Here is a 12183-nt window from a genome sequence, read left to right on the forward strand (position 1 = left end):
GAAGCATCGGGAAGTCTCCCGGATGGGCGCACGGGAATGCCGGATCGTGTTCGCCGTCAATGTCGAGTACCCAGGAGGTCCGCTACGCGCTCACGAAGCGCGGGAACGACCTCGGCCTCAAACCACGGATTTGACCGGAACCAGCGGATGTTGCGCGGGCTCGGATGGGGAAGAGGCAGGCGATCCGGCCAGTAGTCCTCCCAGGACTGTACCGTTCTGGTCAGCGTCTGCCGCGGTCCCGGGAGGTGGTACTTGAGCGCATAGGCGCCCATGATCACCGTCAAATGTACGTTTGTGAGTGGAGCCAGCACGCGCTCTCGCCAGGTTGCTGCACATTCCGGCCTCGGTGGCAGGTCCCCGGATTTGCCAGTGCCCGGGTAGCAGAAGCCCATCGGCACAATGGCGAATCTGGTGGGGTCGTAGAACGTGTCCCGGTCCACGCCCAGCCAGTCGCGCAGGCGATCTCCGCTCGGGTCATCGAACGGGATTCCCGACTCGTGCACACGGCGGCCGGGCGCCTGACCCACAAGCAGAATGGGTGCATGGGTCGTGGCTCGAATCACCGGCCTCGGTCCCATCGGAAGATGCTCGGCGCATACCGTGCAGGCCCGCACTTCGACCAGCAGTTCCTGGTATGCCGCCTCTACAGCCAACGCCTGGTGCGATCGACGTAAAGCATGTACTCCTCACCGAACTTCTCGGCCAACGTGCGTTCCTCCGGCAGAATCTGGAACCGATTCATGTAGGCCACGAAAGCCGGCAGCACGATCACGCCGGCCAGATTTCCCAGGTACACCACGATCGCTGCAAGAAAGAAGAAGATGCCGAGGTACATCGGATTCCGCAGCACGGAGTAGATGCCTTCCGTCACCAATGTGTTGGTCTTCTCCGGGCGATGGGGATCGACCGTGGTTCTGGCCCGGGCGAACTGGTAGAGGCCGATGACCGCGAACCCCGCCCCGAACACCAGGAGGGGAATGATGGCAAAGTAGTTGGGCCTGAGCAGCGTCAGGTTGGGGAGCAGGTCACGGATCAGCCACGCCGCGCCAACGGCCAGGCCGGCCACGATGACCGGGGGGATCTTCAGTTCAAGTGCGTTCATCACCGCGGGGGACGGAAGCGGGGAGTGACCAGAAACGGTGGTATGCCGAGACAAGGACCAGGAGGACGAGGAGTTCCTCCGCCGTCGAGCGATCATTGCCGGCCAGCAGCAGCGCGGTGGTGACAAGGCCTGCCACCAGCGCGAGCGGAGTCAGCCACCAGACCCGGTTGTTCGTGCGATGGAATTCGAGCTGCTGACGAAACGTGCGCGGTTCCAACCGATGCCGTGCCAGGCTGTCTGAGATTGCAAGCAGGAAGAGTAAGCCGAAGAAGATCGCCAGCATGCGCACGCCACCCTCCGCCTGGTACGCGAACAGGGCTGCGATGAGGAGCAGCACGGACATGGCGGCGATGCGGATGGCGGTGATCACAGCGATTCGATTAGAGTTTCTGACGTGGGAATGTCCATCGATAGTTCTATCGGCCCAGCAAAACCAACGCCTCCTGCACGCGTGCACCTTTGCGCTCGCCCTAACCTATGCCCCATTCGATGGTCATTTCTGCTCTTTATCGGTTCGCGCGGCTGGACGGCCTGGCGGAGCTGAAGTCGCGCATCCAGGGTGCGATGGAGGAGCACGGGGTGAAGGGTACCATCCTGTTGGCCGAAGAGGGGATCAACGGGACGATCGCGGGTACTCGAACGGGCGTGGACGCGGTGCTGGGAGTGATCCGGGCGGATCCGCGTCTCGCCGCTGTCGAACACAAGGAATCCTACGCCGAGGAGATTCCGTTCCGACGGGCCCGGGTTCGACTCAAGAAGGAGATCGTCACACTGGGGGTGCCGGGAGTGGATCCTACGTTGTGTGTGGGTCGGTACGTCGACGCCGCACAATGGAATGCGCTGATCTCGGATCCGGAGGTCCTGCTCATCGACACCCGCAATCGCTACGAGGTGCAGATGGGCACCTTCGAGGGCGCGGTTGACCCGGACACGACATCCTTCAGGGAATTCCCGGACTACGTGTCCGAGCACCTCGATCCGCGGCGACACCGCAAAGTGGCCATGTTTTGCACCGGCGGCATTCGCTGCGAGAAGGCCACCTCCTATCTGCTGGAACAGGGGTTCGAGGAGGTTTACCACCTCAAGGGCGGCATCCTCAAGTATCTCGAGGAAGTGCCGGAGGAAGGCTCACTCTGGCGTGGTGAGTGTTTTGTGTTCGATGAGCGGGTCGGCGTCAACCACGCGTTGGAGCCGGGTTCCTACGACATGTGCCGGGCCTGCCGCATGCCTTTGTCCGAGGCGGAGACCGCATCGCCCATGTTTGAGGAAGGGGTAAGCTGCCCGTACTGCCACGATGATCGCAGCGATGAGGACCGCGATCGCTACCGGGAGCGCCAGCGACAGATGATGCTGGCCGAGCAGCGCGGTGTGGAGCACCTCGGCGCCACGTTCACGTCGTCCGAAAGTTGACATCGAGCACGTCCGCGACCGGGCGGTAGCCGACTTTGCTGTAAATGCCGTTGGACGTCGGGTTGGAAAGGTCCGTGTACAGCGTGCAGAAGTCGTACTGCTCCAGAAGTCGCCTGGTCAGGGTTGCCGTGGCTGCCGAAGCGTAGCCTCGGCCGCGTTTCTCGGGCGGCGTGTAGACGTGCGCCACACGCACGCCGTGGTCGGTTGGCGCAACCCAGGCAATCATGGAGCAGGCCTCACCATGTTCCCAGACATGTACCGCTCCTGCATCCAGCATCTGTCGGAGGCGCTTGTCCTGATGCAAAGGCAGCAGCCCCGCCTCTTTCACGAACTCATTGCTCCAGGCCAGCAGCGTGTGCCATTCGTCTTCCCGAGCCTTGCGCAGCCTCCCTTCCGGCAGCCGGGAGGGCATGTCCACATGCACAGCCTGGTACAGGCGCTGACGCAGGCCGACGACAGGTTCGGCCCCGGTCAGGGCCTGCCAGGCCGCACCGAACAGCACCGCCTCGCGCTCTGGTCCCAGCACCGCGGGAAGGCCGGAGGGGTAGGTGGCAGACACGTGCCGGGCCAGTTCGGGAATCGCTCTCGCCGGCATCTCGGAGAGGCCGAGCTTGTAGGGGGGCGTGCGCCAGGCCATGCCGCGGACCGCATCGCCCGAAAAAACGCCGGCTACGAGGTAGGGCGGCTCATAGACGTGACTCCCGGAATCAAGCTGCCGGAGAATCCCGATGGGCAGTCCAAGCAGCGCTTCCCGCGTGTGCATCCACGGCTCCAGGACCCGGCGGGCTTCGCCGAAATCCTCAAAGCGATGCACGCGGAGCTCAGGCACGAGCTCTCGATCGGGCAGCAGCGATAGCGGCGTCGTCCTCCTGAATCGCTTCGTCCAGAGCGACTACGGGCTCCACCTGCTCGGCAGCCGCTTCGTGGTCTTGGGCGGCCACGGGGTCGTGCATGACTCTGCAAATGTCGTCGGCGACACCACCCATCTCGCGGAGCACTTTGTCACGCCAGCGCCGGTCCAGATACTCGATGCCCGGGGCGGCGATGAAGAGCACTGCGAAGAACACCATGAACAGCGCCAGGACGGACCCGAGCACCCCGCCGGCAATGGCACCCGCGAGCAACGCGAGTATGGCGCCGTACCCCCACCCTTCGGCGCGAGGACTGCCCAGACCGACCCTGCGCTGGAAATTGATGAACTGCTTGCCTTCCGCTGAGCGGATGGTGAGCGTCGTCACGACTCCGAGCGAACTCGTGTGCCGCCACTCGCGCGTCTTGCCCAAGGTCTCCGTGACCCCTCGGCCATACAGGGCCGGAGCGCCCCAGGCTTCGTTCATGTCATTGGAGTACTCCTTCCGCATACGGTAGACCACCTGCTCCCACTCGTCGTCGTCGAGTTCACCCTCCACCACACGTTCGATGAACACGTGCGTCTTGGTGTGGCCCGAAGTGTCGCGGCTCGACACCTGATTGTCGGCTTCGTGCAGGGCGGCCCGCAGGTACTGGGGCGGGATGCCCGCATCCGCGGCAATGTGCTCAAGATCCTTGAGGGTCAGGCCGGGCTTGTCGCCCTCATCCATCAAGTGGAGCTGCGTGGCACGCTTCAGCAGTGCCTGGATTTCTTCCTCGGAAAACGTGCGATTGGGCATCTTAGCGGGCGTGCGGCGGGCCTCCGTATTGCTCAAACCATGCCAGCGTGTAGAGCACTTTGCTTACCAGTTGGCTCGGTTTGCCGGCGATGTTATGCGATGCCCCGGGAATTGTTACCAGCGCCGTGTCGATCTGTCGCCATTTCAAGGCGTGGTAGAGCTGCCGGGATTCGGAGACGGGCGTGCGGCGGTCATCGGTCCCAACGAGAACCATGGTCGGCGTGGTGATATTGCCCACCTTGGAGATCGGGGAGAACTTCCAGTAGTTCATGGGCTCCTCCCAGGGCAGCCCTTCATACCGGTAGGTGTAGTAGCCAAACCAGTTGTCCGCGACCAGAGTCTTGGAGATCCAATTCATGACGGGCTTGGCGACCACGGATGCGGCAAACCGGTCGGTACTTCCGACAATCCAGGCCGTCATGATGCCGCCGGCGCTGCCACCGGTTACGTACAGACGATCCTCATCGATGTATCCACGGGCGATGACGTCGTCGACTGCGCTCATGACGTCGTCGTAGTCCTGGCCCGGGTAGTTGTGGTAGAGCAGGTTGGCGAATTCCTCGCCATAGGACGTGGAGCCACGGGGGTTCGGATACAGGACAACATATCCCGCCGAGGCGTAGAGCTGCATTTCTGCCGAGAAGCGGTCCCCGTAGTTGGAGATCGGGCCACCATGGTTTTCCACCAACAGCGGATACTTCCGGGTGGGATCGAAGTCCGGCGGACAGACGATCCAGGACTGCACGCGGCGGCCGTCAAAGCTGGACTCACTCCAGATGGCCTCCACCGGATTCAGTGCGGCCTGCAGGTCACTGTTCAGGTCCGTCAGCAGACGGAGCCCATCGCCCGTGGAGACGGCCACATCCGAGACGTGCGTCCCCGTCGAATACGTCCATGCGACCGTGCCGTCATCGGAGACGCTGTAGTTGCCTCCGCCGTAGGGACGACCGACAGCGGTGCCGCCCAGGTTCGAGGCCACGGTTTGCATGTCTCCCTGGTCGAATCGGCCCACGTGAGTGATGCCCTCGCGGTCGAACTGGGCGAACAACGCGCCGTCGGCCCACGTCGGGTTGGAAAAGGAGAGGTCGCCACCGTCCATCATGCGGCTGCGTCCCCCGGTCGGGCGCATGACGTAGAGGTTGGTGTTCTGGAACGTCTGCTCCCTGTCGTCAAACCCCGTATAGACGATGCGGCCGTCGCCGACGGCGGGATTCGAGTCGGGGCCGAACCGATCGGTCAGTTGCGTGATGTCGCCGTCCAGGCTGACCGCGTAGATCTCCGATTCGCGTCGCTGGTAGACGGCGTCCTCACCTCGGTTGGCGCTGAAATACAGGGCGTCGCCGTCTGTCGACCACGCAGGTGCGCCGTGGTTGAAATCGCCGGTGGTGATCTGCCGGGGCGTGCCGCCGTCCGCCGTCACCACGAAAATGTGACGGTACCCGGGCTCGATGTAGCCGCGGCCGTCGGCCTCGTGATAGACGCGGGTCTCCACGTGCGGGGAAGCGGCCCACTCGGCTCCGCGCGGTTTGGCCGGCATGCGCACGCCCAGCGTTGCCTCAGCGGCCGGTACGGTCATGGTGAAGGCGATCTCGGATCCGTCCGGTGACCAGGCCAGGCTTCCCGGGGAGCGCTCCAATTGGGTGAGTCGTGCGACGACGCCGGTGTCGGCCCACCAGACGTGTATTTCGCTGCCGTCATCCGAGCCGGTGACGAACGCCAAGCGGGTTCCGTCCGGACTCCAGCGTGGTTGACTCTCTCCCTGGTCCCCCGAGGTCAGCTTGCGATGCCGGGATCCGTCCGCGCGAACCGTCCAGATGCGACCTTCACGGCGGTCGCGCATGATGGACATGCCGTTGCGCACGTAGGCCACCGTCTGGCCGTCCGGGGAAATCTGCACGTCGGAGGCCCACTCCAGGTCAAAGACATCCTCAGGGCCGAAAGGAGTTTGCTGGGCAGCCGCGGGGGCGGCTGCGGGGGCGGCCAGGAAAGCGGCGAGAAGCAGGAGTCGCATGGGGACCAGGGTTGGTGGTCCGCCAAGTTACGGCCTGGGCGTCGGGCGTCGCGGCGGTGCCGGGCGGCTTGGGCGTGCGCGCCGCGGCGGTGCAGGGCGGCAACCAACGAAATAAAATCGGGGCTCGATTCCACGTTTGGCAGGTCGCGGCGGCGGTCAAAGTGTAGAATCAGGGTCGGATTCCACGTTGGGTAGTTCGGGGCCACAGCACAGGTGGAGAATTGGGGTCAGATTCCACGTTTGCGGCAAATGGCCCCCGGCGCGCACCGTGCCCCCCGGCTTCGCAACGCTCCAATCCCGCGGAGCCTGCCCAGGGGCGCCGCGCCGCGTCGCAAGACCTAGTCGGTATCCCCCGCGGGTTCGAAAGCCTTCAGGACCTCACGCGTCAGGTCCCATCGATTGAATCCCTGCCGACCATAGTCGAGCCCACGCCGCACGATAACCAGGTCATGGCTTGGCACGATGATGACGAACTGGCCGCGGTTGCCGGCGGTGGAGTAGGCATCCTTCGGAACGTCGTCGCGGCGGTCCGGCACTAGCCAGAACTGCCCGCCGTAGTCGTTGCCTCGCCGCGCGGAAGCCGGGGCGGGGGTGCGCACAAACTCGATCCAATCCTCCGAGATGAGGCGCTCGCCGTCCCAGACGCCGTCGTTGGCATAGAGCAATCCAAAACGAGCGAGATCCCTGGCATTCGTGTAGATCTGACTGCTCATGATGAAGTCACCGAATCGATCCGTGGACAGCAGCGTGTTGCGCATCCCGATCTTGTCCAGCAGCCTGCGCCGGGGAAACTCGAGATACGCCTGGTCATCACCCAGCGCCTGCTTCATTGCGAGCACGGCCAGAATGGTGTCGTAGTTCTCGTAGTCCCAGAACGTGCCTGGCTCGCGGATCAAAGCGCGGTCAAGTGCACCGTTGACGCTCGATGCCCCGGCCCAATAGGACAAACCGGAACCGGTGGCGTATTCCATCCCGCGGCTGTCCACGGGATACAGACCACTGGACATGTGCATCAGGTCCCGCAGCGTGACGCGATGTCTCGGGTCTGTTTCGGGCGATGCGGCCCGCGGCAACCAGGGAAGGTTGAGGGGGCCGTCCAGCGTGAGCGCGCCCTCATCAACCAGCATGCCGATCAACGTCGACGCAATACTCTTTGCCGTAGACCAGGTCCGGGTTCGCGTACCCATGTCGAAGCCGTCCCGGTACCGCTCGTGCACGATTTTCCCCTCGTGCACGATCAGCAGGCTGATCGTCGTTTGCTCGTCGCTGGCGCGGTCGAACGCCCAGTCTGACGCAGCCTCCAGCGCAGCTGCATCGATGCCCGCATGGAGGGGCTCACTGATCACGAGGTTGCCGTTTGGCCAGGGCGTGGTGGCCGGGTCGAAGTCCGGGTAGGGCAACGTCAGCTCCGGCAGGGACGGGATGTCTTCGTAAGTCTGGTCGGGTGCCATGATGACGCATCCGATGCCTTCCCGGAATGCGGCCCGCATCGGCGGCACGCCGCCCGGCACGCCGATGGTTACGGCGCGCCGTTCATAGTCCACGGAGTAGTCGCCGCCGCGGGCAGTGCCGATGGGGTTGCGCAGGTACTTCAACTCGCGATCGTACACCTGGCCGATGTCCCTATCGGACGTAAACAGGCCGTTGCACGTCAGAATGGCCTGTACGCCCTGCTGAATCATGTCCCGATTGAACTTGAAGTAGTCGTAGGACTCCTCCTGCTGCGCCTGGGCGGTCAGCGGGAGCATGAGGGCGGCGAGAAGCAGGCGGCGCATGGCGGTAACGGCGGGTGGGGCCGCAATATACCGCCGGCTCAGGGGCTTAGGGGGCTACCACGGCGGCTGGGGCACCCTGCCCATCGGCCGTTGCCGTGATGTGGAACACAGGCTGTCTGCGCTCCATGGTCACCATGACCCGGCCCTCATCCTGGAGCTCACGCAAGACGGCTCCGAGGATGGACTGCAGCTCGCGCGCCACCCGGGCTGTGCCGACTTCGATGGCAAAGGCCTCCATGCGTCGCAGACCGGACTCCAGCCAAGGGGCGTCGACGGTGTCGAGCGTGAGCACAGGCTTCAGCGGAGCCCGGTAGCCGGCATAGGTGATATCCAGGGTCGTGCCGAACTGGTGAGTTGACGTGCCGCGGGTCGCGTTGCGGTTCCTTCGGCGCAGGCGCTGCTGATCCTCTTCGGTGCGCAGAACCGACGTGATCTCAAATCGAATGGGCGGTAGTCCGCGCTCCTCCAGCCGGGCGTGAAACCGGGTGCCCATCTCGTTGAGCAAACCCACCATTTGGGGGACTACAAAAGGCATGGAGTGGTCCAGGTCGCGGATGGCCCAGAATCGGGAGTCCTGCAGGGGGACCAGTCTGCCGGACTGCACAAAGATGTCCAGCGCAGCCTGGGTTACCGGTTGCGGCACGCCGACCGAACGGGCCACTTCCAGGTGGTCGTCATTCTGGAACCGCCTCAGGGCAGCCGCCTGCCGGGATGTCATGAGCGGCACCGGCCACAGCAGCCGCTCTATTGAATCCGCAAAGGCTGTGATCCGAGCCACATCGCGCTCGAAGACATGCTCCGTTTCTTCGGGACTGAGCGAGTCCTGGGCGGGATCAGGCGGCTTGGGTTGGCAGCCACCGAGCGTGGCAGCTGCGACGAGCAGGATGCCTGCAGCATTCCGGACGGCTTGGTTCATGCCGAGCCTGGAGCGAGCATGGAGACTCTCAGGGCGTCCAGCCTGCGACGCACGTCGACCGGGTCTTTGTGCGAGACCGTCTGGCCGGCTACCTGATAATAATAGACCATGTTTGCGCGCAGGTGAGCCTGGTCTCCAGTGAAACCCAGCGATTGGAATACGTCGATGCAGTAGGCAAGCCGCAAGCGATCGATCTCGGCGACGAGTTCGTTCACCCAGCGAGCCTGTCGCGCCCATAAGCGCATCGCCACATCAGGAGTTCCATCCTTGGAGGTTGTGAATGCGATCAACTGTTGGAGACGATCCGCGGCTGACTCGTACGCCCTCGACTCCAAGCGCTTCAGATGCGAGAGCTGATCCGCGTGCCACTCCACCGCAGTCTGCCGCAGAAGATCTTCGCGATCCTTGAAGTGCCAGTAGAAGCTTCCTTTGGTGACCCCAAGGCGCCGGGCCAAGCGCTCGACCTTTACGTTCGGAGATCCATGCTCCAACAGCGCAACCAGCGCGGCGTCAATCCAGTCCTTGCGGTCGGCCACAGGCTTTTCGAACGCTACGCAACCGATTCCATACGGTTCCGTATGTTCGCCATACGCTACCGTATGGTAGTGTCTGACCATGCCTCATTCAGAACCCCACGACCATGAACATCAACTGGCTCTATGTCGGACTGGCGGCATTCGCGGTATACGCGGTGATCTTCGGCCGAGCGCTAAAAAAGAAGGCCTTGACTCGCACGGGCCTGGCGGTCGGGCTGGGCAACATGCTCTATGTCGTCTTGAACCTCGTGGCCCCGTTTCGTGGAGTGCTCGACCCGTCCTACGCGGGCTACCGTGCCGGGGTGTTTGACATTTCCCCGGGCTGGATGGTGACGCTGGTGAGCGGGTCCATCGTGGTTCTGGCCCTGACCGGGGCCTGTCTCGCCGTACGGGGGGGGCGCGGCCGGCGCATGGTCCTGCTGGCGGCAGTGCAGGTATTTCTTCTCGGCACGATCGGAATACCGGAGATGATCTCCGTCATGGCGGACATCGACCAGTACGTCATCGAACTTGGCGAGTATCTCCGCATACCGGGCGCTGTTGCCGGCGGTCTTGTAATCGGCCTACTGGTGGCTCCGCCGGCACTGGGGCTGGTCTGGTCACTGCGGAGGATATCGCCCGAGTCCGGAACCGTCAGTTCCTCCTGAGCCGCGCCTCCAGAATCTCGCGGCTGCGCGGCCACTCCTCTCTGAGAATGCTGTAGTACACAGTGTCTCGAAGCCTGCCGGACCCGGTGACCATGTGGTGCCGCAGCGTGCCTTCCTCCGTGCATCCAATGCCCAGCATCGCGCGTCGCGACCGGAGATTGAGCGCATCGGTCTTCAGTTCCACCCGATTGAGCCTCAGCGTCTCGAAGCAGTAGCCGAGCATCAGAAGTTTTGCCTCTGTGTTTACAAAGGTGCGCTGCCACTGTGGAGCCACCCACGTCCAGCCGATCTCAAGACGCTTGTGCGCCAGGGCGATGTTGCCGAATCGCGACGAACCGACCACACGATCCTCACCCCTCAGCACGGTGGCGAACGGGTACATGTGACCTGCGTCCCGCCCGGCCAGTGCCTCCTCCACATAAGCGAGAAGCTGGGCTCGCGTTTCGATGGTCCGCCCGGTCAATTCCCAGATGCCGGGCTGCAGTCCGACTTCGCAAAGCCCGTCCAGGTGGTCCAGAGAGAGCGGCTCCAGACGGACGTTTGCGCCTTCCAGCGTGACGTTCTCGATCACGGGTCTATCGGCTCTGTAAGGATGGCCAGGAAAGTGCGGATGCCATCGATGTAGTTGCCCACCCGGATGTTCTCGTTGGGCGAGTGCTGGTTGTTGTCGGCGTTCACCGTCGGAACCGTCACCGCCGGGATGCCGAGCGTCGTCACAAAGGGAGAGATCGGAATCGACCCGCCCGACATGCGTTTTCGCACTGGATCCCGGTCAAAGGCCCGCTGCATGGCACCTGTCAGCCATCTGCCCACTCGACTGCCGTAGGGAGTACGGAAGGCCTGATAGGCAATCGCGTGGTCCATGCGGACGATGCGGTCATGGGTTGCCCGCTCCGCATCGCTCGGCTCACGGTCCGTGACCACATGGAATCCCTGCTCCTGGATGTGCGTGAGGATCAGCGCAATCAGCCGCACCGGGTCAGTTTCCGGCACAATGCGCACGTCGATCTCCGCCGTCGCCGTTGGTGGAATGATCGTACGTACCCGGTCGCCGACCCACGCCGAGGCCAGGCCGCGAACGTTCAGGCTCGGGTACTGGATGGACTCCTGATAGGTGGAGGCGATGCCGTCCGGAGCAGCGATGCCCATGGAGGCCCGGATGGCGGGTTCATCGTCCGGGACCTGCGCGAGGATATCGCGCGTGGCCTGGTCCAGTTCGACCCCATCGTAAAAGCCGGGTATCGTTACACGACCGGCGGGGTCCTTCATCGAAGCGATCAACTGGGACAACCGCACAGCCGGATTCGGCACGTAGTTGCCCCAATGGCCCGAGTGTTGGGCCACTTTCGGACCGAACACGGTGAGGGTTATGGTGGCGATGCCCCGGGCCCCGAACGTCAGGCTGGGCACATTCGACGGGTGCCGAGGCCCGTCATAAATGATCAGCATGTCCGCGGCCAACTCCTCGCGGTACGTTTCCACGGCAGGCGGCAGATGGGGCGAACCCAGCTCCTCCTCGAAGTCCATGATCACCTTGATGTGGTGTGTCTGCTCCAGGCCGTGCTCGGCGGCCGCGTCCAGCGCAGAGAGAAACATGCCCACAGGTCCCTTGGCGTCGCTGGCCGAGCGCGCGTAGATGCGCCAATCGGGATCGATCATACCCCCGAGCCGCTCCCAGGGGATGATGGTGTCCCCGTCCTTCAGCACCGGGTCGTAGGGAGACGGCTGGAACCACTCGGTGGAATCGACCGGCTGGCCGTCGATCTGCAGGTAAATGAGCACCGTGGGATCGTCCGGTCGTGGCGACGCGCGCTCCGCCAGAACCAGGGGCGGCCCTCCGGTGTCGAGCACGCTGGTCTTGAAGTCGCGCTGCTGAAAAGCGGCCTGCATCCAGGCCACGTTGCGCTCTACATGCTCGTGATAGTGCGCGTCATTGGGGATGCTGAGCAGTTCCCTAAAGAGCGCCCAGTCCGCGGCATCAGCAGCAATCTCAGCCAGCCGTTCAGAGGACTGACCTGCGGCCGGGAGCACCAGCAGACCGGTGAGGAGGACAGCGAGGGGCTTCATCATTCGGGCGATGGGTGGGTCGGCAATATCCGCAAAACCTCATCGTCAGGTGTGATTGTGAGCTTTCTGG

General features: G+C 63.7%; 13 protein-coding genes. 2 read left to right on the forward strand and 11 right to left on the reverse strand.

What is annotated here, in order from left to right; all coding sequences use genetic code 11:
* Window positions 1-56: 56 nt before the first annotated feature.
* Genes JJ896_06470 through JJ896_06480 form a run of 3 tightly spaced genes read right to left on the reverse strand, consistent with a single transcriptional unit; the run spans window position 57 to window position 1472 of the window.
* A complete protein-coding gene (locus JJ896_06470) occupies window positions 57-653 on the reverse strand; it encodes a uracil-DNA glycosylase family protein (protein MBO6779279.1) in 597 nt (198 codons plus the stop codon).
* Window positions 644-1102, reverse strand: a complete 459-nt coding sequence (locus JJ896_06475; protein ID MBO6779280.1) for an isoprenylcysteine carboxylmethyltransferase family protein — start codon at window positions 1100-1102, stop codon at window positions 644-646. The genes JJ896_06470 and JJ896_06475 overlap by 10 nt, the downstream gene beginning before the upstream one ends.
* Complete coding sequence (locus JJ896_06480; protein ID MBO6779281.1) at window positions 1089-1472, reverse strand: hypothetical protein; 384 nt, start codon at window positions 1470-1472, stop codon at window positions 1089-1091. Before JJ896_06480 ends, JJ896_06475 begins: the two co-directional genes overlap by 14 nt.
* Before the next feature lie 119 nt (window positions 1473-1591).
* Here JJ896_06480 and JJ896_06485 point away from each other — a divergent pair, with 119 nt between their 5' ends.
* Window positions 1592-2512 (forward strand): rhodanese-related sulfurtransferase, encoded by a 921-nt coding sequence (locus JJ896_06485; protein ID MBO6779282.1) that lies wholly within the window; start codon window positions 1592-1594, stop codon window positions 2510-2512.
* Here JJ896_06485 and JJ896_06490 read toward each other — a convergent pair.
* The 6 genes from JJ896_06490 to JJ896_06515 all read right to left on the reverse strand — a co-directional run bounded on the left by JJ896_06490 (window position 2493) and on the right by JJ896_06515 (window position 9480).
* Complete coding sequence (locus tag JJ896_06490) at window positions 2493-3341, reverse strand: GNAT family N-acetyltransferase (protein MBO6779283.1); 849 nt, start codon at window positions 3339-3341, stop codon at window positions 2493-2495. The two genes, JJ896_06485 and JJ896_06490, sit on opposite strands and share 20 nt — an antisense overlap.
* On the reverse strand, window positions 3334-4161 hold the full coding sequence (locus JJ896_06495) for a hypothetical protein (GenBank protein ID MBO6779284.1): 828 nt from the start codon (window positions 4159-4161) through the stop codon (window positions 3334-3336). The genes JJ896_06490 and JJ896_06495 overlap by 8 nt, the downstream gene beginning before the upstream one ends.
* Before the next feature lies 1 nt (window position 4162).
* On the reverse strand, window positions 4163-6172 hold the full coding sequence (locus tag JJ896_06500) for a S9 family peptidase (protein MBO6779285.1): 2010 nt from the start codon (window positions 6170-6172) through the stop codon (window positions 4163-4165).
* 338 nt (window positions 6173-6510) lie between these two features.
* Window positions 6511-7947 carry a serine hydrolase gene (locus JJ896_06505; protein ID MBO6779286.1) on the reverse strand — a complete coding sequence of 479 codons (1437 nt, stop codon included), beginning with the start codon at window positions 7945-7947 and terminating at the stop codon, window positions 6511-6513.
* A gap of 46 nt (window positions 7948-7993) precedes the next feature.
* Window positions 7994-8863 (reverse strand): hypothetical protein, encoded by an 870-nt coding sequence (locus JJ896_06510; GenBank protein MBO6779287.1) that lies wholly within the window; start codon window positions 8861-8863, stop codon window positions 7994-7996.
* The gene (locus tag JJ896_06515) at window positions 8860-9480 is read right to left on the reverse strand and encodes a TetR/AcrR family transcriptional regulator (GenBank protein MBO6779288.1); all 621 of its coding nucleotides are present in this window, start codon (window positions 9478-9480) and stop codon (window positions 8860-8862) included. Before JJ896_06515 ends, JJ896_06510 begins: the two co-directional genes overlap by 4 nt.
* A gap of 23 nt (window positions 9481-9503) precedes the next feature.
* Here JJ896_06515 and JJ896_06520 point away from each other — a divergent pair, with 23 nt between their 5' ends.
* The gene (locus tag JJ896_06520) at window positions 9504-10046 is read left to right on the forward strand and encodes a hypothetical protein (protein ID MBO6779289.1); all 543 of its coding nucleotides are present in this window, start codon (window positions 9504-9506) and stop codon (window positions 10044-10046) included.
* On the opposite strand, the gene JJ896_06525 is transcribed toward JJ896_06520, so the two are convergent.
* Both JJ896_06525 and JJ896_06530 read right to left on the reverse strand, forming a co-directional pair.
* A complete protein-coding gene (locus tag JJ896_06525) occupies window positions 10033-10617 on the reverse strand; it encodes a GNAT family N-acetyltransferase (GenBank protein MBO6779290.1) in 585 nt (194 codons plus the stop codon). The two genes, JJ896_06520 and JJ896_06525, sit on opposite strands and share 14 nt — an antisense overlap.
* Window positions 10614-12113 (reverse strand): M20/M25/M40 family metallo-hydrolase, encoded by a 1500-nt coding sequence (locus JJ896_06530; GenBank protein ID MBO6779291.1) that lies wholly within the window; start codon window positions 12111-12113, stop codon window positions 10614-10616. The genes JJ896_06525 and JJ896_06530 overlap by 4 nt, the downstream gene beginning before the upstream one ends.
* Window positions 12114-12183 lie beyond the last annotated feature (70 nt).

It is taken from the genome of Rhodothermales bacterium (assembly GCA_017643395.1).
GTDB lineage: Bacteria > Bacteroidota > Rhodothermia > Rhodothermales > UBA10348 > JABDJZ01.

What these genes read in the sequence shown, in the direction of transcription:
- JJ896_06475 (MBO6779280.1), bottom strand. Translation starts at nt 1,102, where the DNA reads ATGAACGCACTTGAACTGAAGATCCCCCCGGTCATCGTGGCCGGCCTG.
- JJ896_06485 (MBO6779282.1), top strand. Translation starts at nt 1,592, where the DNA reads ATGGTCATTTCTGCTCTTTATCGGTTCGCGCGGCTGGACGGCCTGGCG.
- JJ896_06495 (MBO6779284.1), bottom strand. Translation starts at nt 4,161, where the DNA reads ATGCCCAATCGCACGTTTTCCGAGGAAGAAATCCAGGCACTGCTGAAG.
- JJ896_06500 (MBO6779285.1), bottom strand. Translation starts at nt 6,172, where the DNA reads ATGCGACTCCTGCTTCTCGCCGCTTTCCTGGCCGCCCCCGCAGCCGCC.
- JJ896_06505 (MBO6779286.1), bottom strand. Translation starts at nt 7,947, where the DNA reads ATGCGCCGCCTGCTTCTCGCCGCCCTCATGCTCCCGCTGACCGCCCAG.
- JJ896_06510 (MBO6779287.1), bottom strand. Translation starts at nt 8,863, where the DNA reads ATGAACCAAGCCGTCCGGAATGCTGCAGGCATCCTGCTCGTCGCAGCT.
- JJ896_06515 (MBO6779288.1), bottom strand. Translation starts at nt 9,480, where the DNA reads ATGGTCAGACACTACCATACGGTAGCGTATGGCGAACATACGGAACCG.
- JJ896_06520 (MBO6779289.1), top strand. Translation starts at nt 9,504, where the DNA reads ATGAACATCAACTGGCTCTATGTCGGACTGGCGGCATTCGCGGTATAC.
- JJ896_06530 (MBO6779291.1), bottom strand. Translation starts at nt 12,113, where the DNA reads ATGAAGCCCCTCGCTGTCCTCCTCACCGGTCTGCTGGTGCTCCCGGCC.